The sequence below is a fragment of the Vibrio sp. R78045 genome (assembly GCF_042466085.1).
GTDB classification, from domain to species: Bacteria; Pseudomonadota; Gammaproteobacteria; order Enterobacterales; family Vibrionaceae; genus Vibrio; species Vibrio cyclitrophicus.
Genome location: NZ_JAXHBS010000012.1, coordinates 35,887 through 60,576 on the forward strand (window position 1 = coordinate 35,887; position 24,690 = coordinate 60,576).

Annotated in this window: 25 protein-coding genes; 24 read left to right on the forward strand and 1 reads right to left on the reverse strand. The window is 38.9% G+C overall.

The features are described from left to right. The 3 genes from SJY39_RS09830 to SJY39_RS09840 are packed head-to-tail and all read left to right on the forward strand — an operon-like array spanning nt 1 to nt 2,639. Complete coding sequence (locus SJY39_RS09830) at nt 1–693, forward strand: DUF4400 domain-containing protein (RefSeq protein WP_229636446.1); 693 nt, start codon at nt 1–3, stop codon at nt 691–693. Next, nucleotides 677–2,032 carry a hypothetical protein gene (locus tag SJY39_RS09835; protein ID WP_390241902.1) on the forward strand — a complete coding sequence of 452 codons (1,356 nt, stop codon included), beginning with the start codon at nt 677–679 and terminating at the stop codon, nt 2,030–2,032. The genes SJY39_RS09830 and SJY39_RS09835 overlap by 17 nt, the downstream gene beginning before the upstream one ends. Next, the gene (locus SJY39_RS09840; protein ID WP_229636444.1) at nt 2,025–2,639 is read left to right on the forward strand and encodes a hypothetical protein; all 615 of its coding nucleotides are present in this window, start codon (nt 2,025–2,027) and stop codon (nt 2,637–2,639) included. The genes SJY39_RS09835 and SJY39_RS09840 overlap by 8 nt, the downstream gene beginning before the upstream one ends. On the opposite strand, the gene SJY39_RS09845 is transcribed toward SJY39_RS09840, so the two are convergent. Beyond that, complete coding sequence (locus SJY39_RS09845; protein ID WP_229636443.1) at nt 2,575–3,300, reverse strand: hypothetical protein; 726 nt, start codon at nt 3,298–3,300, stop codon at nt 2,575–2,577. The genes SJY39_RS09840 and SJY39_RS09845 overlap by 65 nt on opposite strands. Nucleotides 3,301–3,445: 145 nt before the next feature. Here SJY39_RS09845 and SJY39_RS09850 point away from each other — a divergent pair, with 145 nt between their 5' ends. The 21 genes from SJY39_RS09850 to SJY39_RS09950 all read left to right on the forward strand — a co-directional run bounded on the left by SJY39_RS09850 (nt 3,446) and on the right by SJY39_RS09950 (nt 24,566). Further along, entirely contained in the window at nt 3,446–4,450 is a 1,005-nt protein-coding gene (locus tag SJY39_RS09850; protein WP_390241903.1) for an outer membrane beta-barrel protein, read from the forward strand. A gap of 682 nt (nt 4,451–5,132) precedes the next feature. Next, the gene (locus SJY39_RS09855) at nt 5,133–6,410 is read left to right on the forward strand and encodes a hypothetical protein (protein ID WP_390241904.1); all 1,278 of its coding nucleotides are present in this window, start codon (nt 5,133–5,135) and stop codon (nt 6,408–6,410) included. Then, on the forward strand, nt 6,410–7,894 hold the full coding sequence (locus SJY39_RS09860; RefSeq protein WP_390241905.1) for a hypothetical protein: 1,485 nt from the start codon (nt 6,410–6,412) through the stop codon (nt 7,892–7,894). Before SJY39_RS09855 ends, SJY39_RS09860 begins: the two co-directional genes overlap by 1 nt. Before the next feature lie 10 nt (nt 7,895–7,904). Further along, on the forward strand, nt 7,905–9,149 hold the full coding sequence (locus tag SJY39_RS09865; protein ID WP_229636264.1) for a hypothetical protein: 1,245 nt from the start codon (nt 7,905–7,907) through the stop codon (nt 9,147–9,149). After that, nucleotides 9,130–9,825: a hypothetical protein gene (locus SJY39_RS09870; protein ID WP_229636265.1), complete on the forward strand. Its 696-nt coding sequence runs from the start codon at nt 9,130–9,132 to the stop codon at nt 9,823–9,825. The genes SJY39_RS09865 and SJY39_RS09870 overlap by 20 nt, the downstream gene beginning before the upstream one ends. Beyond that, nucleotides 9,806–11,503 (forward strand): GspE/PulE family protein, encoded by a 1,698-nt coding sequence (locus SJY39_RS09875; RefSeq protein WP_390241906.1) that lies wholly within the window; start codon nt 9,806–9,808, stop codon nt 11,501–11,503. Before SJY39_RS09870 ends, SJY39_RS09875 begins: the two co-directional genes overlap by 20 nt. Beyond that, complete coding sequence (locus tag SJY39_RS09880; RefSeq protein ID WP_229636267.1) at nt 11,493–12,578, forward strand: hypothetical protein; 1,086 nt, start codon at nt 11,493–11,495, stop codon at nt 12,576–12,578. Before SJY39_RS09875 ends, SJY39_RS09880 begins: the two co-directional genes overlap by 11 nt. Nucleotides 12,579–12,745: 167 nt before the next feature. Then, complete coding sequence (locus tag SJY39_RS09885; protein ID WP_229636268.1) at nt 12,746–13,264, forward strand: type II secretion system protein; 519 nt, start codon at nt 12,746–12,748, stop codon at nt 13,262–13,264. Nucleotides 13,265–13,273: 9 nt separating this feature from the next. Continuing rightward, the gene (locus SJY39_RS09890) at nt 13,274–13,825 is read left to right on the forward strand and encodes a hypothetical protein (RefSeq protein WP_229636269.1); all 552 of its coding nucleotides are present in this window, start codon (nt 13,274–13,276) and stop codon (nt 13,823–13,825) included. Further along, a complete protein-coding gene (locus SJY39_RS09895) occupies nt 13,822–14,811 on the forward strand; it encodes a hypothetical protein (protein WP_229636270.1) in 990 nt (329 codons plus the stop codon). Before SJY39_RS09890 ends, SJY39_RS09895 begins: the two co-directional genes overlap by 4 nt. 86 nt (nt 14,812–14,897) lie before the next feature. Next, complete coding sequence (locus SJY39_RS09900; protein WP_390241907.1) at nt 14,898–16,757, forward strand: hypothetical protein; 1,860 nt, start codon at nt 14,898–14,900, stop codon at nt 16,755–16,757. 46 nt (nt 16,758–16,803) lie between these two features. Next, the gene (locus tag SJY39_RS09905; RefSeq protein WP_390241908.1) at nt 16,804–17,160 is read left to right on the forward strand and encodes a PilZ domain-containing protein; all 357 of its coding nucleotides are present in this window, start codon (nt 16,804–16,806) and stop codon (nt 17,158–17,160) included. A 140-nt stretch (nt 17,161–17,300) separates the two neighbouring features. Next, a complete protein-coding gene (locus tag SJY39_RS09910; protein WP_102444119.1) occupies nt 17,301–18,524 on the forward strand; it encodes a ParA family protein in 1,224 nt (407 codons plus the stop codon). After that, nucleotides 18,524–19,675 carry a hypothetical protein gene (locus SJY39_RS09915; RefSeq protein ID WP_390241909.1) on the forward strand — a complete coding sequence of 384 codons (1,152 nt, stop codon included), beginning with the start codon at nt 18,524–18,526 and terminating at the stop codon, nt 19,673–19,675. Before SJY39_RS09910 ends, SJY39_RS09915 begins: the two co-directional genes overlap by 1 nt. A gap of 182 nt (nt 19,676–19,857) precedes the next feature. After that, nucleotides 19,858–20,154 (forward strand): hypothetical protein, encoded by a 297-nt coding sequence (locus SJY39_RS09920; RefSeq protein WP_229636274.1) that lies wholly within the window; start codon nt 19,858–19,860, stop codon nt 20,152–20,154. Next, entirely contained in the window at nt 20,151–20,420 is a 270-nt protein-coding gene (locus SJY39_RS09925) for a hypothetical protein (protein WP_390241910.1), read from the forward strand. Before SJY39_RS09920 ends, SJY39_RS09925 begins: the two co-directional genes overlap by 4 nt. Before the next feature lie 3 nt (nt 20,421–20,423). Beyond that, nucleotides 20,424–20,786 carry a hypothetical protein gene (locus tag SJY39_RS09930; protein WP_229636275.1) on the forward strand — a complete coding sequence of 121 codons (363 nt, stop codon included), beginning with the start codon at nt 20,424–20,426 and terminating at the stop codon, nt 20,784–20,786. Between the two features lie 8 nt (nt 20,787–20,794). Further along, nucleotides 20,795–21,322, forward strand: a complete 528-nt coding sequence (locus SJY39_RS09935) for a hypothetical protein (RefSeq protein ID WP_229636276.1) — start codon at nt 20,795–20,797, stop codon at nt 21,320–21,322. 13 nt (nt 21,323–21,335) lie between these two features. Continuing rightward, nucleotides 21,336–22,022 carry a DUF2895 family protein gene (locus tag SJY39_RS09940; protein ID WP_229636277.1) on the forward strand — a complete coding sequence of 229 codons (687 nt, stop codon included), beginning with the start codon at nt 21,336–21,338 and terminating at the stop codon, nt 22,020–22,022. Beyond that, a complete protein-coding gene (locus SJY39_RS09945) occupies nt 22,015–22,881 on the forward strand; it encodes a DUF3438 family protein (RefSeq protein WP_229636278.1) in 867 nt (288 codons plus the stop codon). Before SJY39_RS09940 ends, SJY39_RS09945 begins: the two co-directional genes overlap by 8 nt. Further along, nucleotides 22,881–24,566: a hypothetical protein gene (locus SJY39_RS09950; RefSeq protein WP_229636279.1), complete on the forward strand. Its 1,686-nt coding sequence runs from the start codon at nt 22,881–22,883 to the stop codon at nt 24,564–24,566. Before SJY39_RS09945 ends, SJY39_RS09950 begins: the two co-directional genes overlap by 1 nt. Nucleotides 24,567–24,690 lie beyond the last annotated feature (124 nt).

The following is a 24,690-nucleotide window of genomic DNA, read 5'->3' on the forward strand; positions in this document are numbered from 1 at the left end:
ATGGGTGATAAGGATCGTGACGATAAGAGGCACCAAGAAGAAAAAAGCAAGATATTCATTGTTATACAAAAATCAATTGCTGTTGTTGTTGGTGCCCTGTTCTTATCAGTTATTTTAGAAGTGATTTTCATAACGGTTGTATACCCTGAGATTGGAGCAAGACATTCGATTGAGGTTTACTTAACTGAACAGTCCTATATCGCACAAGATTACTCTAGTGAAGTTTTAGGGGTTAGCCCGTATGCTCTATTGAAGATTGTAAGCAATGTAATTAATGATTATGTTCTTGGCTTATTGACGGTAACTGGAGTGGAACAGAATTTTGGAATGGTAGGGGATAATTACTGGGAGCTTATAGATGATTACATCATAGCTATTGGAGTTGTTATCTGCATTACTGTGTTTAGAGCTGGAATACTGCTTTTGTCATTGCCTGTTTATTTACTAGCTATCTTTGCTGGCACAAGTTACGGAGTTACAAGGCGAGATATACGAAAATATGATACGGGGCGTGAGTCAAGTCGTAGACATTATCTTGCTCGTTCTTTCATTTTACCTAGTGTTTATTTTCCATGGCTTGTTTACTTATCGTGCCCTTATGCGATACATCCGGCTTATATTGTTGTTCCTACAGCTATGGGCACATTCCTTTCGGTTCGATATACAGTTGAATACTTTGAAAAAGTTTTTTAATGGAAAGCAGGATTACACAGAGTTGGGGTCTATTAGAGTTATGAATATAAAGTTAAAAGCCATTTCTATCTTACTTGGTGGTCTGGTATTGAACTCTGAAGCTTCACCAATTACGTATAGTGAGTTGACCCAGTTGGATGTTTTGGGTTTGAAATTTCAAGAGCTAAGTAAATCTGGTTACGATTTATCGCCAAGTTATTTGTATACAGCAGCCCTTGCAACTTCAACCTATGCAGAAAATGGCATGTTTCAAAATTGCCAGAAAGAAGGCTTTTATATATGTAGGTCTGTCAGTGATTCTTCTTCGGTGGAAGAGGAAAACTATTTTTTTCGCATGGGCGAATATTTAACTCAAGAACTTATCGATTCGACTAAGCGAATTTACGTTCAATATAGGCCCATAACGAGATTAAATGGTGAAATTTATCTTTTGAGCGCAACGAATCAGGGTGTATCTAGTGTTTTAGATGACGTACCTCAGCAGGTGTTTGTTTCATATGATGAATTATATAAGATCCCAACATCTTTAAAGGATTATGGTTTTGATATGAGGATTGATTTATCTGACTTAGATTCATTAGGGAGTGATATCAATAGCGGGTTTGTAAAAGTTGTATACAGACTTAATTGGGCTAGTAAAGATATCGAAGCGCTATCCATTGAGACCGTAAATTTCAACAATATTCGTACTGAAAGAACCAAATCAGTCATTGACGATACACCTTATAGTGCTGTGAAGTCAGAGCACTTATCCTTAGTACGTTCTATCCCTTTAAGATTGGACAACAATAACAGGCGTACAGATAAGACTATTTTTATTAGGGTAGAAAATTTGTTGAACAACGGAGAGCTAATGGAAGCCTTAATGGCAATCAACGATATCCCGTTAACAATACAAGTTAGAAATATTCATCAGTTTCAAAACCTTGTATACACCGTTGTCGACGAATCTAGTCGAGCACTATTAGCTAGGCAAACAGATCCGATAGTTTTGGTAGACAATGAACTATTTCGGGAAATTCGAAAAGTTTCTCTTCATCTAACTATTCGCCCTGAGTCGTATGATGAGCTTGTTCACGCTGGAAAAGTGATTGAATCTTACAATCAACTACAGTCGCTACCATTGATCAATATTATAGATATTCAAGCTGGTGACACTATTTTTAGCCCTCAAACAAGCAGACAAGAGTTTATTTTGGTGCAGCAATGGGATGGCAGGAGACGTAGGATGAACCTAGCTTTGCTGAATATGCTAGACGCAGAAAAACAGATTGAAATAGATAACGACTTTTCATTTAGTGGTAAGTATATGTTTACAAAAGGTGTTTCAGATGATTAATTTTCACAAGGCATGGAAAATTCGTATATCTTCTATCGCAACTTGGTTTGTTTTAGCTCTCGCTGTAGTAGTTTTGTTTAGTCTTTATAGCAACTCTAAAAATCACGCTGAATTTAGGATGGCTCTAGATAGTAATGGTAATAAAATAGTGGGTATCAATAAAATTTCCAATGATCGAGATTTGTTGGGTTACCATTTTTTAAAAACTGTCTGGAATAATTCTGGCGCTAAACATGAGGTAAAAGTTCGTTTAGTTGTTCATCCAGACAGTAAGTTCACTTCAACAGGTGTAATTGGGCCGTACTATTTTGAAAATATGGGGTTATGGTGGGTAGAAGACGGTGTACTAAATCTAGTGCCAACAATTGGTTCAGGAACCAGACTCCCCTTTTATGGGAAGTTGAATATTAATAAGGATAATATATCAACAAGCCAAGGTTTCAAGTATATAAATGAAGATTACATACCTAGAATCCTACCAGAAGAGTACCATTATACAATTTGGAAGGACCCTAGGTTTTATGTGGGAATTATGCTAATTGTCAGTTTTGGTGTATTACGTAGACATTTGGCGGCATACCAAAGAAAGAATCAGGCTGCACGTTAGATAGGTACAGGTATAACTCAAGGTAGTTAGACACCTTAAGGTCTATAATGTCAGCAAGGCTTGCATTATTAAATCTATCCAAAAGAAATGAGTATTCCTCCATGCTAATCGACATTGAACGAAGGTGTTTGATGGCACCTTTCGTTTTCCCTTCATAGTAAGTGTTTATATCTAATAGACGCATTGATTTAGATGCTTCAAGATCTTCAATCTTAATCTGTTGATTTACGACTGACCTATGGGCATTTGCAAGAGTTTTAAAACAAGAATTTTTGCGCCTTGCATTGCTTAATAACTTATAGTTCAAATGGCTTAATTCAAATTTGATATCACTTAGTACCATAGACCGCATACGCAGGTATAACATAAGGTCGTCATAGGCCCCTCTTTCACAGTTACTAAATACGTAAACAAAATTGGTTTTTGGGTCTTTAATGTCTATTGAGAAATATTTAGCTATTGTAATCCCAGAACGTAGTCGATGGATGGACTTGGTAGACCTAAAATAACGTTCTCGAATAGGCCTGCTTGTTGAAGCGAGGCTTGATGGATTCTCTTCTGGTGAAAAGTTGCTATATTCATTAAGTGCAATATCCAAGCAAAACTGCAAAGTGTCTTCTTTAGTTGTAGTAAGAGCTAATAATTTTTCTTTGATTTGCATGATTTCATCTAACCAATGGGTTTATGAGCATTGTGTAACCTATGTTGATGGAAAACAATAAACGCCGCACAAATACCCCTCCCCTACTCTCACCATAGATGGTTTTGAACTGTATTCTTAATTTGTGATATTTAAGGAGAAAGATATGAACCTGAAAAGTAAAAGCGTTTTAATGTGTGCATTAGTCCTTTCTGCATCCACGGCCAATGCCTCATTTAAACCTAGCACCATGTACGTTGGTTTAGATATGGGGTCGAGTCGTTTAATTGAGTGCTCAGATGTATGTGACGATACAGGTCTTGCGATGGGAGCTTTAGTTGGATATCAACTAAATAACTGGTTATCCATCGAGGGCGGTTACATGCTGGAAACTAACTATAAATACAACAACGAAGATTTAATGGCTCACAGTGGCTTGGTTGGTTTTAAACTCCAACATCATTTTAATAGTGATGTTGCTTTTTTTGTTACTCCTGGCATTAGCATCACTGAATTCCAATTCGAGGATGATGCATATAATGATAGTGCTTTTTCTGTATATGCTGAATCTGGATTCCAAAAGTCGATTTCGAATAAATGGGATTTAGAGGTCAAGTATAGACACCGATTTAATGCAGATGTGCCAAATTTGGGAGGGTCAGAAGCTTCCCAGATTATGGTAGGCTTGCGTTATAATTTTTCTAATGATGTGGATGATGAAAAAGCCAAACTCACAAAAGTTGTTCCTGTTAGTAAGACTGTAGATCATACGACTGAGACCTACCATAAGAATGAAGAAGATACAGTTGTTACCGTGTCCAAATTTGTTTTATCTGAGTCTTCCGCTTATAAGCTACTTTTTGAAAATGACTCTTATAAAGTATTAAATGCTGAGGGTATAAGCAAACTTGTTAAATCGCTCGATCTGGACTCGATTCAAAAAATAAAACTCATTGGATATACAGATAGTAATGGGTCTGAATCTTATAATATAAATTTAAGTTATAAACGAGCTGAACAAGTACGCTCGTTACTTGTTCAGCTAGGTATCCCATTCGATTTGTTTGAAATTGAAGGTCTGGGGGAGTTTGGTGCAATAGCAGATAACTCAACAAGTAAAGGTAGAGCTCTCAACCGAAGAGTAGAGTTTAACTTATATTCTTTAGATTGATGCTTTCCGAGTCTAACAGGAACCTGTAGTGTAAAATTCAATATCTACTTATTTTGGTCAATTCGGTTACTTTAACTAGTAACCGGGTTGTATCAGATTCCACCTTACCTTCTATAATTTAGTGGGTAACAGTACTTCCACCCTTTAAATTCCAGTTACACCTGTTACCCAGTGGGTAACGGTACTTCCACACTTCAAATACCAGTTACACCTGTTACCCAGTGGGTAACGGTACTTCCACACTTCAAATACCAGTTACACCTGTTACCCAGTGGGTAACGGTACTTCCACGCTTCAAATTCCAGTTACACCTGTTACCCAGTGGGTAACGGTACTTCCACGCTTCAAATTCCAGTTACACCTGTTACCCAGTGGGTAACGGTACTTCCACGCTTCAAATTCCAGTTACACCTGTTACCCAGTGGGTAACGGTACTTCCACGCTTCAAATTCCAGTTACACCTGTTACCCAGTGGGTAACGGTACTTCCACCCTTCAAATATCAGTTAAACCTGTTACCCAGTGGGTAACGATACTTCCACTCTTCAAATTACAGTTAACAGTCATTACCAAATTAAAACAAAAGACATACTCATCCTTTAATAGTCAATACATAAGCTCAACGCCGCTAAAGTTGTCTAGTGAAAAATATCACTTTTTACATTTGCATGGCTAAATGTTAGATGAGAATACATTTAGTGAGTGCGACGGAAATGATTAATAACAAACTAACAATGCTGATAGCTGTAGCTATAAGTATCGGGGGGTGTAAGTCAACACCTGACCCAATCGATCAATTTGAAGTAACTCCTGGGTCCTTAAGGTTACAGACTCAGGTATTTAGTGCTAAATATGGTGTGGATGTTGTTGCTTATCATCATTCAATAAAACCCTCCGATGACTATATAATTGACGCCCCAATCTTGCTGTCCGATCCTAACAGTGACCGTCAACGTGCATTGCAAGAGATGTTTAGTGGAAGTCCATATATCCCGCTAGTTGAGAAAAACGTTATAACAATCTATCCACTTACAACAAAATATATACCTTTAGCTGGTACGCCAAAAACTGAATACAAAGTTTCAAATATTCAGCCAAAGAAAAACACCCCACTGAAGCCACCCCCAGAAAAGATTACAGCTAAACAAAAAGTAAAAATTGCTGAACCTGCAATGAGTGATACTGATATCTGGCTCGGAACCTCTAAATCAGACTCTGTCATTAAAGATACAACCAAAGCAGCATCAGTATCAAAATCGGTCGGAAGTAAGTCGAAGACTAAGGCAACCCAAGTAAAATCAAATGCTTCAAAACAAACTGGTGAGCAACAGGTAGCAAAAGCAACACAAGACAAAAAAACTGATCAGAAGCCATTAGCAAAAGTTAATCAGATGACGCTTGTTAAGGGACAAAGTTACAGGGACGTGTTGGGTGAGTGGGTTTCTGAATACGATATAGACCGTGTTGTTTATGCGACCAGCCCGACGTTGCGAAATCGATTCATAACACCATCTGATTCAAAGGTGACAATTAGTAGTAAATCGATTAATGACTTGTTTACTAAGTTATCAACTTCGTTAGGAGTTGAAGATGAGCAATTCAAATTCAAAGTTCGTATTGTTCCACATAACGGTAAAAAAATAGCAATTGTTCATCAATACCCAACTAAGAATGTTGGCTTGTTTGAAATTAAGCGTGGCTCATTGAAGCAAAACGCATTCAGACTAGCTAAAAGATTCGACTATAAAACAGTAGAAGATGATGACAGCGGGTACACATCATGGATGCTAGATGAAGATCCTCAAATATCGGCATCTGCATTAACAGCAATACCAGAAAATGTAAGGCATGCCTATATCGTGCTACTTCAAAATTTCAAAGTGAAAGCTCAACTTCTTGATGGTGATAAGACGGTTTTCTTTGAGCCTAGAAACAACTTTACTTATAAGGGTGCAAAATAATGAATCGCAGATTAAAAACATTAACATTAACTGTAGTTGCATCGGCTGTACTGCAAGGTTGTGGTTGGAATGCCTACAAGGCTTATGATGATGATATTGCTGAAAGTAAAGCAGAGCTAGACTCTCACATGCAACTTTTGTTTTCCTCCGACGCAGCAGAGTACATAGATACACCACCTAAGTACTTAAAGTCCATTAAGATAGAGAGAAAGCCCTCTTGGCTAACAAAACGCTCAATATCTCTTTCAACACATGAACCTCAAACTATATCTACTGTTATGAAAACAGTGATGAAAGACCACCCAAGTTTATACCCACTACTTGAAGATGAAACTGGAAGTGTAAAAGTAAGGTTAGATGTTAAGGATGTCTCACTTGATTACTTATTAGAATCAATAAAGGCACAAGCTGATGTTCACTACGAAATAAGTGGTAGAACAATAAGATTCTCAAAATTTGATACGGAAACATTCCAGATAGCCTCGCTACCAGGAGCAAGAACGTTTGGTATGGGAACTGGGGAGAATTCAGGTACTGACTCTACCGAAGATGCTAGTAGTGACAGTGGTAAAGTTAAATCGGGCATAGAAGATTATTCTAAGATCTCAGCAGAGAAAACAGAATTTATAACGTCTATTGAAGAAGGTGTAAGAGAGATCGTCAGCGAGTCAGACGGTAAGGTAATAAAAAGTAAAGCAGGTACAAACCTAACTGTAATAGCTCCACCATCAAAAATGGCTCTTGTAGATAGATATGTAAACCAAAGTAATGAAGATTTAACAAGACAAATAGTTTTGTTAGTCAGAATTATAACCTTTACTTCAAACAACTCGGCTTCAGCTGGTATTGATTGGAATTTGGTTAAGGAATCATCTTTTGGAGCAATTAACCTTGGGTCCTCATTTAACAACACTTTAGGTTCAGACTCCTTTTTAAAATTAAGCCCAACTCGAGGTGGATTAGCTGGTACAGAGCTTTTGATCTCGGCAATAAAACAACAGGGAAAAGTTAGTGTAACAAATGAGTTGCCAGTAACTCTTTTAAACTACAGGCCAAGTAGATTTGAATACAAAGACAACACAAGCTTTGTTGCAAATGTAATTAATAACGAATCAAACGAAACAGGACAAACCACTACCGAGCTCGATAAAGATACAGCAACGGACGGTTATACCATGTTTGCAATGGGCAAAATTCTTGATGACCAAGTTCTACTTCAGTTGTCATCTGAACTACAAGCTCTTAAGGATTTTGATTTGACGGCAATTAATGATGTAGAAGTGAAATCTCCACAATATACGCAGTCTCTTTTTGCGCAAACCAATACCATTAAGTATGGGGAAACATTGATTGCAAATGCGTTTACACAAAAAAATTCAAACATGGAAGAAACAAGCCAATTTGACAACCAATATTTAGGTGGAAATCTAGGTGAAACTAAAACGATTCAAACTGTAGTGTTAGTAACACCTACTTTATTGTAGGAGGCTGAGTATGAAACGAATAATTGCGAAGAAGGAGAAGGGTAGGGTAAGCGTATTAAAGAGAACTTTACTAAAGATGCTCGATGACGAATACACGTTAGTACGCTTTTTCGAATCTCCTGAACAGATAGTTTTAGTTGCGTCTAAAGATGATGATCATAAGTACGCAAGATTAGAGGCATTGATTCAATATATTGATCTTAAGTCTCCAAATAGTACATATATCTACTTTGGAATGGACTCTAAGGGGAAATATAGAACCTTCAAAAATTCGAATGGTGTTTCTAATGGTGAAAACGTTACTGAAAATGAGGTAACAGCTAGACAAAATCTTGTCACACTTTTATCTGGTGATGTAGAAAATGTGATTTTCTCGTCTACTGAATTAGAAAGGTCTCATAAATCAAGCATTGAAGAAGTCAGTGGCTTACTTGGCATAAATAAGTTGATGTACTCCGTAGTTACGATTGATGAGATAGAGGTTGAAGCGCTATCTACGGAATCATTCAGGCTATATGAGCGCACTCACGTAGTGTCTGAACTTAGGTTAGAACAAGCTAGGTACGTAGCAAGGGTAGTTGCCTTTTCATTAGTACTTGCTGCGGGATTAGTAACAGTACTGAATTTTATACGACCTACACTAGAACAAGACAAGATAGAGATAAAGAACGACTATGTTGGTTACCAAAACCAGTTTATTGGTACTCCATTGGTTACTGGTTTGGCTGAAATGGAGAAGCTATATACATCATTAAAGGCTTTATCTGGAGTAAGCGTAGACAACCTAATTTTCTCTAAAGGACGAACTGAAGCAAATATCAATGAGTCAAGTAAGATTTCGCTGGGCAGCTTAAAGTCTATGGTAGATCAAGTTAGTTCAATTAAATGGAATTTGGCTCCTAAGCCTTACATTACCTTGACCGAACCGTTCGATAGAACAGAGGTAATTAATTTCGATAGAACCTTTAGCTGGGATGTTGAACGAGTTTATGTAGCATTAGTTACATCTGCTGGTGCCATACCAAACACAAAAGTTTCTTTGAAAGATATTGGCACCATTAATAACGCCAAGGTTTTACAAGTAGAAATGGTTGCAAAAAAATGGTCTATAGCTGAGCTCCAATACTTCAATGGTCTTGTAGCAAGATCGCCAATCTATCTCACCCATGCAGACATAAAATTTCACAACGAAAGCATGGATATCACTATGAAAATTAAAATTATTGGTGGAAAGAATGAAATCAATTCTAAGTAAATCAACAAAAACAAATCCTATTTATTACCTTTTCCTAGTGGTAGTCGTTGTGTATTTTTGCTGGCCGTATCTCCTAAAACTTTTAGAGCCTAACATCGTGATGAAGCCAAAGGTAATAGTACAAGCTCCTCCTACATTAGCTGCGGTACCAAAGATAATATTAGATGCCGAAGAACAGGCAATGAGGTATGACCCTCAAATGCTGAAGCTTGAGCAAATGGGCAAGATTATAAAAAAGAAATCTGAGATATTGGATAACGCAACTAAGCATGATCTTGTCGTTGAATTTGATGACCAAGTGGTAAAAGAATCATCTTCAGACGATGAACTTACTTATTCAGTAATCAATAGAGCGACTGGTAAGCCGAAAATATTACCGGAGTTCGATTTTGGTTTTGATAAGGACGTTTTAGACACCGCTTTGGAACAGGTTGACTCAGAAACGGATACAAGCCAGCTCTTAAATGAAACACTTATGCATCCAGTACTTCTCAATAAAGTGCGCGTTGCAATGACTTATCGAAGTGAAGGTGCAATTAAGGTCATTCTAAGCGTTGATGATGACCAATGGGATACGAATAATTCTCCGTTTTTTAAGTCTCTACGTGTAAAAAAAATATCGTTGAACCAAATTTGTGTTAGTGAGGGGGATCATAATGAATGTTTCAAGATCTGATTTTACTGAAAATGAACTGAGGCACTTTTGTGCGGTTCTTCAATACGATTTCACTAATGAAATCAGTTCAGCTGAATTAGCTACATCGACAGACTTAGTTGATTATATGGAACGAGACCCCACTATCGTTATAAACGACGGGGGAGTTATATACACCTCCTTACCAACAAATCAGAGTCTAAATTCATACAAGGAAGCTGTTCAGCGAGACTTAAATAAGTCGGCGCATGTAAAAATCACACTCCAGAGTGTAATTGATAGCGCAAGAAGCGATGGTTTAGAACTTGCTGGAGAGGAAGCTAAATTATCAGATTCTGAGAAAAACGAAGTCAGTGACATAACTGATCAGATTCTTGAGGCTGGAAATAGTAAGGGGGCGTCCGATATTCATTTACGATTAAATAGTAGAGGCGCAACCATTGAATTTAGAGAAAGTGCATTTTTGGTCCCACATGGTGAGCTTTCACTTCCCTTAGATATGGCTAAGCGACTGTTTACACATTTACTGAATAAGGCAAAAGACTCAACAAATGGTGAAATGGATCTAAATAAAATTGTAAATGGTGGATTTGAGAATACCATAGAACATGAGAAACATAGATTCCGCATTAGCTTTCAGCCGTTGAGCGAAGGCCAAAAGCACCATGGAGTACACGTTAGTGAAGCAGTTATTCGTATTCTTCCAAAAGTTGGTGAAAAATCAATAGATCTAAAGACTATGTCGCTTCCCCCAAGATTTGTGGATACTGTAAAACGATGTATTGCTCAAAAAGCAGGTGCCATAATTTTGGGCGGGCCTACAGGCTCCGGTAAAACAACACTAGCTCACGGAGCGTTAAGCCTAGTTCAACCTGGACGTAAAGTTAACACTATTGAAGATCCAATTGAAATTGTAAATAAAAGGTTTAGACAGACTGAAATTGTTCATACAGACAACGGAATTATTTTTGAAGACGCAATTCGTAATATATTGCGTCAAGATTCTGATGTTGTACTTGTTGGTGAAATAAGAACGCAAGAAGCAGCAAAATTATCTGCTCAAGTTGCACTTAATGGCCATCTATTGCTTGCAACATTACATATAGGAAGAGTCTCTGAAGCATTTAGTTATCTACATCATTACTTAGGGTTATTACCTATCCAAATAGGGAGTGAATCTTTTAGTACGTTATGGGTATGCCAACGCTTAGCCACTAAAGTTTGCCCTTCATGCGCTATTTCTTTTCTTGATGAACCTAACTCTGAGCGTAAAAAACAAGCCATTGATGTAATGGAGCACTTTAAATACCCTACGCATAATCTTAGGTTTAGAAATGTAAATGGATGCCCAGATTGTAATAAGAAGGGAGCACCTGGTTTAACGGATCGAATACCTGTAATTGAGTACATCGAACTTGATAATACGTGTCGAGATTTTGTTATGGGATCAGATATTGTTGGGATGATGAAATACCTTGAAGGCCAAGGTTGGGAGTCGATGCCTGAGCATGCTGCGCTACTGGTTGCAAATGGATACCTAAGTATAGATACCGCTACTTTGGAAGTGGGTTCTTTAAGCATCGCTTCATTGGGTGGGCATATTCATTACGAAAAAAACCATGAATACATTTCCGAGCCTGATGACTTCTATGCGTCACTTAATGTAAAACCAAGGGGAGCTGAGGCTAATGGAGATTAAAAAGCACATTGATCCAAAAGCAATCGAAAGCTTAGCTTCTATATTTGGTGTTGACTATAAAGTGAGTCGACTTTCATCAAAAAAGCAAAAAGCTATTATTATGGAATGGGAAATTTTGTCTCAAATCAAGCCCATTTTAGATATTTGTACGCTAAAAATTACAGACCAAAAGGACAAGCAAGTAAGGGCCTTTTGGACAGATCTTCAGAAACAGCTTTCAAGAGGGGTAGAACCCAAGGCTCTGGATGATTATCTAGATAAGAAATCCGCCAATATAATCCGTACTGGTCTTGAAACAAGTAATGTTACAAAAGCATTAGGGATTGCATTACAAAGTTACAGCGACGGAAAAAACATTGTGTTAGAACTTACGCTAAAGGCAGTAGCCCCAATTTTAGCTTGCATGTTTTTTATGGTTGTTAGTCATTTGACTATTGACGGATTTACAGACTCTATTAATCGTGTTGGCTCTGACAAAATGCCACCGGCAGTAGTTGTAGGTTACGTAATAAATCAGTACCTGGTGAATTGGGGTGTTTTGACTGTTCTTGGACTGGTTTTATTTAAACTTATGGTGATTGTTGGGCTCAACGTATGGGTTGACCCTTTGCGCTACGAACTTTCTCACAAAACATTTTTACTTAAATTGTATAGATACAACTATACGGCGTCATTGTTCAAGCAGTTACTAATGTTAAGAACTGCTGGAATGACAATACATGAATCAATTGCAAAAATAAGAGCTTCAACTGAGCCTTTTGGTAAAACATTACTGTTTGATATAGAAGTTAAGAACAAGCGAGGAACAAGTCCATACGCAGCCATCTGTGAAAGTAAGTTTTTAGATGAAGAGGATAGAAAGCTACTACTAGATACAAATGAGAGTAGTAGCAATTTCGAATTTAAAGGCTTGGATCTAATGATTAGTCAGAATACATATAAATATGACGCTTTATTTAAAAAAGTTTCAATGTTCTACAATGCATTATGGTTTTTGATACTAGGGGTTATGTTAGTAGCAACTGTTGGTGGGCAAACGCTTGCCCAAATGACAGCCGCAAGAGTCATGATGTAGCTTTAATCACAATCACATATAAAGGTAAGCATCGTAATGATGCTTACCTTTTTTATTCGTCAATCAACAATTTCTACGCCGCAAAAGTTTGCGATTTGATATGCATGAGTTTGGACAAGAGTGAAGTATAAATATATTTGTACTTAAAACAAACCATGGATATCACTATGAAAAAAAACATCAAACGAACCCCAAGGCTTTCGAGAAAGCAAGCTGGCTTTACTTTAATTGAACTGATGATTGTTATTGCGATAATTGCGGTATTAGGCGCTATTGTTCGTTCTGGTGAACCCTCTGCAAAATCCTCCTCTAAAGTAAGCGCTCAAATTGAACTGATTAAGCAAATTAAAACACAGGCTGATAAGTATCGAAATAACCGCATTAACTTTTCAACTATCAGCATGACTCAACTATGTACATTGACATCACTTTCTAAAGCTATATGTGGTCCAAGTAATGATGGAGTTGCGACTAACCTATATGGCGGTAACTATGTTGTAAGCCCAGTATCTTCAGATCCTGGTCAGTACACAATTCAGGTTACGAATATTGATGCAGGTGTTGAACCAGAGATGGCTGACGGACTAGCTGTATACACTGCAAACCAAGCAGCATGTTCAAATGGTCTTACTGGTTGTACTACTATTGCTACAGCTGCAAATGTAGTTACTGGTACGTTTGAGTAGGAGTTGATAATGCGCAAACAATTTGGTTTGGCGCTCTATCAGTTACTTATCTTTGTGGCGTTGAGCTCTTTAATGGGCTCAGCGCTCTTTGGTATGAAAGAGGCGCACTCAACGAGAGTTGATATGCCTTTTATAAACAGCGCAGTTATCGACTTACAAGTTGCTACTTTCGAATACTACTCATTAGTAAGTAGTACTCTAAATAACGACCCACTAAGAACAGTTTGTGACAACTTCACAGTCAATATTTCTGATTTGAATAGTGCTGGTTTGATTGAGCAATGGAAATTAGACAAGGCTCTAAAAGTAAATTTTTCAGTTGAATTCATCCGATCCCCAACATCCTCTCCAAGACAACGAATTATAGGTTCGAGAGTCATTGTTACTTTCGAAAACTCCAGTGATGCAACTGATTATTCAAGTATGTATCTAGTTAATGGACAAACCCTAAATGCCATAAACATAGATCAGCTGTTTACTCAGCGGGGAACAAAGAACTTTTTGGGTCGCCTGTCTAGAAATTCAAATTCAGGCTGCTATGAAGAAGGTGAGGCTTTATGATGAAATCAATGAATAAACAAAAAGGTTTAATGGGATTCTTCCCTGTAATTGGATTGGCAATACTAATTATGGGTTTAATGGGTACACAGTTGTTAATCACAGCCGATATCCGTAAGGTTAATCAGTATGAGGATACTATAAATAAAAAGATAGAAACTATAATTAAGTCTGCATGGATGTACCACTTGGATAACGTTGCTAATGTGACAGATCCAACGCTTATAGGCAGATGGCCAGCTAATATTGCAGCTCTATACAATGTAAATTATCTTCAATCTTGTAATGCCGGTGCGACCTGCATTCCTGTAGATGTTACCCCATGGGGCTCGAATATAACTTTGACAAGGTTTACTCCCCAAGATACCTCAACTCCTTCAAACCCAATTAATCTCCCAGCAAAAATTAGAATTTCCCTGAACACCTCTGGTTCAATGCCAACCGGATCAGGAGATATAGGTTTTGCAAACGAAATAGCATCATTATACCCAGCAGGCGCAGTTGTAGGAACTACAGTTACCTTCGAAGTTGCAAGGCCTGGAGTAGAAATAGCTCATGATGCACTAATGCCAAGGAATGGTTCTCGTGGCCCAACGGCTAACTGGGATTTCGAAGGTTTTGAAATATCACGAATGGGTGACATCACATTTGATGGTTATACCGATATAAGTGGTAACCCTGTCTCACTCAGAGATTCAGTTTTTGACATCATCGGTCTATATGGACATGGGCAATATGTAAGCCACCCTAGATGTCCTTCAGGCAGCGTACCACGCATTTACTTAGCAATGTCTCAACTGGTAGGTAAAAACGCTCAAGCGGTTAAGCTGGGAGCCTTTCAAACATATGCATTAAATGAATCATCAAACAGAAGGTGGCGAGTACAAATTCGATACTACACACAAAACTCTTCAGGAACAGGGTACTGGGAATATCCGAGGTCGACTGAAGCCAAAGCGCTTACTTTAACCAGATGTGAAACAACATAATTGCACATCAAGGTACTTTTTGCACAATGTGGTTGACGTGTCATATTGTAAAGTTTATGATAACTGAAACGTTATGGAGGATAGATATGAAATTTTTAAAACTTGGCTTAACCGCACTATTTACCTTGCCTACTTTTTGTTATGCAACATCATTCGGTTCACTACAGTCAAATTCCATTAGTAGTTACAGTTCATCTCAAGCAGGGTTATCTCTGCCAGCGTGCTCTTTTGATTACACAAACATTGGTATTGAGAACATTCAAAGAGTAGCGTTCTACGTCACAAATGACGTATTAGATTACGCTACCCGTGAAGAGGTTCGACAATGGATAGATACTCAAGTGACATATTCCAACCAAGGTCTTAAGAATAGTTGCGTTGAGTTTCAACAAGAAGTAGCGGTTGTGAGGTTTGTAGAAACCCCTGATGATCAACCTGATTATGGTGATAATTTTGTTTATTCAAAAGAAGACCTAACTGCAGACTTGTATCAAAGTATCATTGCTAGTTTAGATGTTGATGATAATCGAGTTGGAGTAACTACACCGATGGGTCGAACCGGTGAAATAATCAAAGCCGATTGGGTCAAGTTATCGTTTGACCGTGTAGTTAACGTTAGACCGTATTACAAAGCTACTCCAAATTTAGGGCCTATATGTGGTGTTGGTTATGGTAACTGGTCGAGACCCAATAAAGCCGAACAAACTTGGTTGGATGCTCCTGAAAATTATTGGGGTGAATCTCAGGTGCACTCTGATGCTTTTGCAACTGTTGTCTATCCAAACGATCCTATTTGCTCTTCTCCTGATTTAATAGCACACGAATTAGGTCATACAAACGGTCTTTCTCACGAGCGCCCTAGTAAACCAGCTAATGATTATGAAGATACTTTAGGTTTTGCTGCTTCTTGTAATGGCGAACATAGCATCATGTGGAGTGGTACCAAAAACCATCGGAGCGTACCGTTCTTTTCTTCGCCTGATGTAGAATCAGAAGGCATCCCTTGTGGTGAGTCTGCTACTTCATTCGGAGTCGACTCCACTGAAACTCTAAAATTTCAACTAGGAACTTCTTATAAGCATTCGTCTCCACGCAATACCCCTTATCAAGGTGCGGTAGACGCTGGCTCTAATGGTTCAGTTGGAGATACAAGCACTTGGAACACCATTACAAGTAATCGATTTGACAATATGACGATCTCAGGCACAACTGATTTAGGTTCAGTACCTGTATCAGTTAATGAACTTGATGGATCAGTATCTTTTGTAGTAAATCGAACTGACACCTCAGATACAGCAAGCGTGATAGTTCGTTCTTATGGAGATGGAAATATTGTTAGTGGTGTTGATATAGATTCGGAACAAACGGCAGAATTCTCATTGGGTGAATCTTCAAAGACAGTGACATTTAATTTGTTTGATTCAGGACTTTATCGTCAGAACGGAACCGTTACCTTTAAAATTGAGGCTGCATACCAAACCTCAGAAGGTTCAAGTGCCGAAGAATCCACTCAATTCATAGCAAGCCGACTAGGTGAATCAGGAACTGTATCATTAGGAGATGCTTCATATTCTTGTGATGCCTCATGCGAAGGGAGTGTTGAACTAAAACGAACAGGTGGTGACGATGGAGATATCAGTGTAGATGTTGTGTATAGACTTGATGGTACCGAGGTTAAACGTCAAACCGTAGCATTTGGTGACGGTCAGGTAAATCGAGTATCTACAATAACCCATGCTGATTTGGATTCTTTGACTGTTGACCTTGAAAGCTCCCATCCATCGCTAGTTCAATATAGTAGAGCAACATTTGTTGATAGTAATAATGGCGGAACTACGCCAACACCAACTCCAGACCCGAGTGAAGGCGGAAGTAGTGGCGGTTCTTTAGGTTTCTGGCCTCTTGCACTCTGCTGCTTATTATTCCGTAGAAACAAGTTGGTCTAAATACATATACCACCCGAAGGGGTGGTGTAAATTTATGAGGTGCCATTTGAGACAGTTAGACTTTAAAGAACGTCGGACACATCCAAGATGCCAAGTTTTAGGGAGAGTTTTGGTATCAGTTAAATCAAGGTTTAGAAATACCTTAATATTGACTGGAAACATACAAGATCTAAGTCAAAGTGGTCTTGCTCTTTATACTGAAATGTCTGATATAAAGTTGGTCATCGGTCAAGTCTATAATATTGAACTTATTTTTGCAGGTGAGCCTGTAAAAGCCTTACACAGGTGTGCTCGATTTAGCCAAAATGTAGATGGTGCTGATATTGTGGGTTTTGAATTGCTTAGCCCTGATTCTAAGTTTAAAGCCGCTCAAAGGTTCATAATGAATGTAAGCTCAAATTAAACAAAACACTTGGTCGCGGAATGACAACTACCGTCGCCAAGGTGACATATTGTTACAATGGCAACGTCAGGCTATAAGCTTGACGTTTTGTCGTTTAGAGGGTATATTGACTCACAAATGACGTTATTAAGGGAAGTACAATGAAGATTGAACAGATTGACAAACTTGCAAAAATCGCTGTTGAGCTGGAACAAGAGCGTGACAGTTATTACGAATTCATGCTCGAAGGTTCAGACGTGCAGGTTTTATACTCGTCTGAAGATATTTTTAGATCTTTTCGTACTTATCCAAGCGCACGAGCTGTGCGTGATGACGTTAAAAAATTGACTGGTGAAGGTTATGAGTTTAACAAGTTAAGTAATGGTCATTTAGCTTTAACTCATAAACAGGTTCAACTTCTTGCGGAACTAAAAGGTGAGCCCCAATATAAATACCGAGACTCAAAAGCTATTACTACTATGATTGGCAACCTTAAAGGAGGTGTCGGAAAATCTCAAAGCACTTGTAGTTTTGCAGATTACTTAGCTTTATCTCCTGCACATATTGCAAGTCGTAAAAGAGTATTAATTATCGATCTTGATCCGCAAGGTTCGATGACCTTTCATTACCTAAAGCATGGTGAACTTGGCGACTATTTCTCTGCTATTACACTGATGTCGATGGAAGGCGAAAGTATTGACCCTGATCTAGTTCGAAGCCAGTCAATCAAGGAAACATGGACAAATGGTATTGATATTATACCTTGCTCTACAGATGAGGGCTTTGTAGCTGATACTTTGTATGAAGTAGCCAAGAAGCAGGGGGTAGGGGTGCATGCTTTACTATATGAGAAGGTAATACAACATGTAGAGGATGATTACGACTTCATACTGCTGGATTGTGGCCCTCATTTAGATGCTGTCCTTAAGGCGGCTCTTGGAGCGACTCACTGCTTATTCGTTCCAACTACTCCGAAGGCCATAGACTTCGATTCAACAATTAAATTTGTTCAGCGCGTACCTGAAATTGTTCGTGAAATGATAGAAGAAGGTTATGACTTAGATAAGCTTAAGTTTATTAAAAGCTTTATAAACATGATGTCTGATGGGTCATCCTCAAAGAATGAGATCTACAACATGAGTTCAGAGAATGATTTAGCAACATTATTTGGTCCTGATGTTATCCAAAATTCGGTTCAAAGCTCGGATGTTTATGCTCGATGCATGGCTTATGGTAAAACAGCTGTATCAATAAACCCTACGGACTATGCAAAATATATTGGCGTAAGAACTAACTTTGTTGATCGCCGCGAAGAGCTCCTAAATTGGAGCAAAAGTGTTGCTAATGCTGTTATCCATGAGCATTCGAAATTTGGAGATTTATAATGACCAGTGCACAGGATAAACAGAAGCAAAAAATAAAAGAGGCTTCAATGTTCGGCGCAGTCCGTCGCCATTTAAAAGAGCATGGCATCGAGCTGGAAGATGGAACAATCCGAGACAACGTAAGTAGATTGCATGAAATTGTTGATGCGGCAAAAGCTTCAGGAAATAAAGGTGATTTTTCTGAATATATCGAAGAACACAAAGTAGAGATTACGGAAATTAACCGTAACATAGATCTTTACTTAACTGGTGCTGATAAACCCATAGAACTTAACGATATGGTTACTGATGCCCTGCTACCAGGCAACAAGCTAACAACTAAGCATATGGTGATAGTTCCCCCTGCTCTTATAGAAGACTATACGTATGTAATTGAGGAGAATACGCGTAACCAAAAATCTCTCAATGAAAGTACGCTTCAATACATACTCAAGACGCTATCTACAGAGGGGCAGCACAACCCAGCCGAAGCGTTCTGGGATGCAGAGCTCAATAAATGGGCAATCATGGATGGTTCAAGTCGTAGGTGGTCATGTAAATTGGCCAATAGACCATTTAGATTCTGGGTGTTGACAGAAAAACCTACAACGGAAGTAGCAAGTTACTTCTCTCGTGTAGGTAACGATACAAAACCACCCTCTGCTTGGGAGATAGGCAAGGACATGCACTCATGGGCTCAGCAAAACGAGTGTACAGATCTAAATGTAATCGCGGAACAATTTAAAATCAAAAAGCCCCGTGTATCGGTGTTATTAAATGCTTTCCGTATAGTGCCTCAAGATGTGTATGACCTATTTCCGTCGAGTACATCAATAAGTCGAGAGATCATTGAGTCATTGGTTCCCTCTTTTAGAAGGTTGATTCTTCTTGCGAAAGGTGACGAAGTTAAAGAGGTTGAGTATGTCTCGCAGCTTATTAGTGATTTTCTAGATGAGAAGACTCCAGCTACGGATAAAGAAGCCATAGAGTTAATTCAAGAACTGATAACCGATGTTGCTCCAAAACCAATTGGAGTAAAAAAATGGTCAAGTTCAGCAATTGGCCAGTTCAAATACAAGCCAAATAAGGAAGGAAATGGCTTTACCCTCGAAGTCGAAGGTTGTACCGCTGAGTTTTTAACAAAAATTAAAAATCTCATAGAAGACAAATAATTTCTTAAATTCACCCCATCAAAGCCAGCTTTCGAAAGCTGGCTTTTTTCATATTCTTTCCTGAAACCTCCAAGTCAATACCCCTTTCATACGCCGCACAAATTGTCGATTGAGAATTAGGATATCCAACGTAGGTATCTCTAAAATTGAGCCTTATCCAACAGATTTAGTGAGATGGACTTATGAATAAATTTGGGTCAAAGCTCTTGATTGCCATGACGTTACTTGCCTTACCTATAACGGTAAGCGCTGGAGAGATGGCTTATCGGGAACACCTGCTAAATGCAAGAGCTCATCTAGAACAAGCAATTAAAGCATTGGATCGAGCTGAAAATGCTAAAGCCCCAAATACAAGGCATACGTATAGCACCTCAAAAGGCAAGGAGTACACCAAATACGTAATAGACGGAATTGATTACTATTTTCAAACACCGTTACAACCTCAATTTTCTCCAGAACAATTCGGTACGGAACAATGAGTGCGGAGTTTATCGGAGATTGTAATGGCAAAGTTGAATGTTTGATACCTGCATTCGAGAGAGTCGCGGGTACTGGCTCAATTCAACTGCTACTGCAAGTTCTTTTGGGGATGATGCATGGGATGGTGCTTTTGATGGGCATTTATTTTTCGTATCAGATACTTCTATCTCTAAACTCGAAAGCTTACACACCAATGGCAATTTTAACTCATGGCGTACGAGGTGCTGCCTTAGCCACAACAATTTTTATCATTATAGGAACATAAATTATGATTAAGGCATGTAATCAAGCTGTTTTAACTCTTTCGGTAGTACTTTTTGCCACTCCAACTCTAGCCATAACCCCCCCAAGAGCTCCTGCTCTTGATGGTCTCGCTCAAGGTGAAACTAACTGGATTAAAGTTGTCCAGTTAGTCTCGGAAAATTCAATGATGGCTTTAGGCCTTATTTTTTCTGCTGCGCTTACTGTAATCATGATTGGCGGGATAGTTGTAGCCTTGTTTAAAGAGCTTGTTACGAAAGAAGGCGGAACAGGGAAAATGCTATTGTTTTCACTTGGTGCTGGAGCTGTAGGTATGACAGTCGGTGCTTATTTGATCAATGACTTAATGACCATGCTAGGGAAGTCTTAGGTGTAATTATGTATTCAAATAGACCACTAGATGAAATCGCTGTCAGCCCGTCAATATACAGAGGTGTTTCAGTTACTGAACTGCTGGGGCTGTTGCTCTTTACAATGATTGAAACAATCTGGTTGGTAGGTTTCATCTTTAAGGCATTCCCATATAGCGGGAGTGTAGTGTTTTCAATATTTGGTGGTCTTGCTTACGCGATCGTAAGAGTTTACAAACGCGCAAAGGCATTTGGAGATTTAAAAAAGGAACTGCCAGGTGCTTTAGCCTATTTATATTTAAACAGAAAGCTAGAGCTTTACATGAACTTACCAATAATCTGGGCCTCATGTATTTGTCTTTTTGTTTTTCTGGTTTTACTCCCTGCAATTCTATCGAACTTTGGTATGGCTGGGCTAAGTATAGGTCCAGCATTTCACTTCACTTTAGCAATTATCCGCCGCCTCGCAAAAAACAACGCAGCCTTTAGAACACCTATCAAAAAGTCAGTTCAAAAAGAGGTTATTACAAGAGATACGGTGTTTGATACCAAATAGGAAACTATGATTTATGAGCTATAGAGACCAACTTGCGCAAGCACATAAGATAAGCACTCTTCTCTGCTTCGCAATGATAGGAATGATGGGCGGCTTTTTGTTCCTTGGTAATGCGATCAACAATTTACCAGAAAAGTGGACGATGGATACTTCTCCTGACTTAAACATGGCTTACACCCGAAATTTAGGTGATAGAGATAAAACGCAAATTCACGGTTACGCGTGGATGATGCATATGTCACTTAACTCATGGTATGAGCTTGATAAAAAGTTTGACGCTTCAAGGTACCGAGACGATGTAGAAAGTCTAAATGAACAACAACCGATAAGCCTTTTGCGCGACTTCCGTTGTTATATGACACCTGAGTTTAGATATGAACTAGAGACTCGTACACGCAATAATATGAGTCTAGGTCAGTATTTTGGCCAAGAGCGTGTTGTAAAGCTAATCCCAGGCAAAGCGTTTGCCGATGTGAATGTTTACTCATTGGGGAATTCATGGGTGGTCGATCTTCCTGTGCGTCAGTCGGAATATTGGAAAGGAAAGAAACTCTATGAGCGCGATATAAGCGTGAAATACAGAGTTGTAGGTGGTGATTCACGGTCCGTAAACTGTAGTGGAACAAGTTGGAATTTCCAATTAGCAGGTTTTTACGAGGAACCTAAAGAAATGGTAATTAAAGGTGATAGCAATGGTTAGTTTTTTTAGAGTTACCCTTGCACTTGCTTTCTTGTCACTCTCTTGTTTAGCAAATGCCATTGAGGTCAAAGTCTTTGAAAAGGAACCCATCTCAATAGTTTTAGAAGTCGGTAAGCAAAGAATTATTGAACTTGAAGAGCATGCATCAGTAAAAGTACATAAATCCTTAAGTGGCAAAATCAAAATAGATCCAGCAAATGGGTCTCTTTACATCACCACTTTAGAAGAATTCGATAAAACACCGGCAAGAATTGTTTTAAAGAATAGTAATGTTCAAATTCGCGTTAATTTGTCTTCTGTAGCTCCATCATCTATGCCTGTTGAGCACATGAGAATAGAAGTATACAAGAGAGGGGGTGAAGCAAGTGCACCGAGTGATTCGACCATCACCTCACAACAACAAGTGCCTGACTTCATGAAATCCAGTCCTGTTACAAATGTTGGTCTATTACGTTTTGCAGCTCAATTGTACTGGCTACCAGAGCGTTTGAAGCCTCAGCTCCCTAGTGGAGTATCTCCAGTAAGGCTGCAAAAAAAGTTAGATCTATCCACTTTAATGACTCATTGCTCGTTAAATGTTTACGACTTCTCAGTCATAGAAGGTTTTAAAACACGAGATGGTAGATATTTAACCACCATAAAAGTTGTCAATACAAAGGATGATACTCGATACCTAAACCTCACTCACTGGAATATGGAAGCTGAGCTTATCTCTCCTAGACATTTATATCTGGGGCCTTCAGGTACAGCAGCCGATATTACAACTGTAGCTGTCATTACAACACTTCCGTTTGCTCAGGCAATCAACGAAAAACCACATGCTTTTGCTGAGTACGGTATGGATGAAGGGTGCATTTAATGAGTAAGAAAAAGAATAGTGCTTATGTATGGATCGGTACCATAACTCTTTGCCTTCTGATCGTAGCAGTATGGACCTTTTGGCATAACACAATATCTCCAAAACTTTTGAAATCTGAGCCGTTAGTTTCATCGTATGAGTCACTTGTGGATAAAAATCAAACTACGGAAACTGACTTTTTACCTCAGCAAGCTGTTATTGAAACTGTAACCGCAGATGCAAACAGCGCTTTGGAGATAGCTGAAAAAGCTATGGATGTGGCAAACAAAACGAAGAGCGAACAAGCAACATTAATTCAACAAGCTTACGAAAAAGGGCTTGAAGATGCGAAAAATGACACCATTCAACCTCCGGTCTCAGCGATAAGCAATAATGATGACCGTGCAATTAGTTGGCTCCGTGATAAAACAGAAAGAGCGAAGAATAACAATGAACAAGATTCGTCAAACCAACCCTCGGTTGAGTATAAAACTGAAGAAAAATTAGGTGTCGCACAATCAATAGCAAGGCTTGCGAACGGTGACCCAGCAGACTTAGTGGATCGTGTGACGAATTTACAAAAAAACAAAGAGTCCATTTATGGTGAAGATTATACGAACAAATCAGAAAGTCTTACCATCGGGGATCTTGAGGAAACTTGGTTTGGTAAGTCGAAAGATAAATTAGTTAGTACCGGTAATGACACTGGAAGACCCGAGGGGCTTTCTAAGTCTAACCTTTCAGTAGCATTAGATCCCCAATCAAGCCAAACAACTTCAACAACGGGAGATGAATGGATCACTTTTGAGCCTGTTGACGGATATAGTGAGGTCGATGAACAAGGTAATGTAACAACAAAATACCCAACAATCATTTCAAAGCGCCCTTCGTCATCACTTAAAGTTCCATCGCTAGTAAGTGAAAACTCAGAATCTCAATCAGATGCAGAGGTTGTTGTAATTCCTTTCGCAACGATCAACGCCGGAGCAAAAATTGTTGGTGCTAGAATGCTTGATGGTCTAATTGGTAGGGTTCCTATCTCCGGTAATGTGGATAACCCATATCGTTTCTCAGTCAAAGTTGGACCAAGAGTTTTAGCAACAAATGGACTTACAATTAACGGCCTAGCAGGTATGGAGTTTTACGGTGTAGCTAGAGGTAATTACGCGGATAGCTGTATAGAAGGCTTTGTAGACGGCATGACCTACATCTTTGAAGATGGCAGCATAAATACTATAAGCAAGGATACAGCTTCATCAGTTGGCTTTGATCAAGATTGGATCGGTAGACTTGCTGACGAAGAAGGGAACGAGTGTATCCAAGGCGAAATTCATGGAAATGTGAATAAAGTTGTTGGGTTAAAAAGCTCTTTGGCAGCTGCGCAGGGGGCGGCTGGCGCATTCGCTGAAGGTGAAACAGAGCAATATACAAACCTTGAATCAGGCTTGCAGTCAAAAGTCATCTCAGGAGATGCCTTCACTTATATGGCTAGTACCTTAGCAGAAGAAGGGCTAGGTGAAGCAAAAGATATTACAGATACGCTATTCCCAGCTCCAACTATTAGTGTATGGGCCCCTAACAACACCGAAGTATCAATTAAAATCACTCGCCAATTAAATATCGACTATAAACAAGACGCTAGACGTATTAACTATGAGTACACACAAAATGAATATGATCAAACTTATTATACTGAGCTTGACTAGCACCTTATTAGTAGCGTGTAGCTCAAGTGAGTCCCACATTCCAAAATCTGGAATTACGGTAGAAGATGTTTATTACGGTGATGGGGGCATAACAACTGCTAGCGGCCAGCGCAGTGCTGTTAAT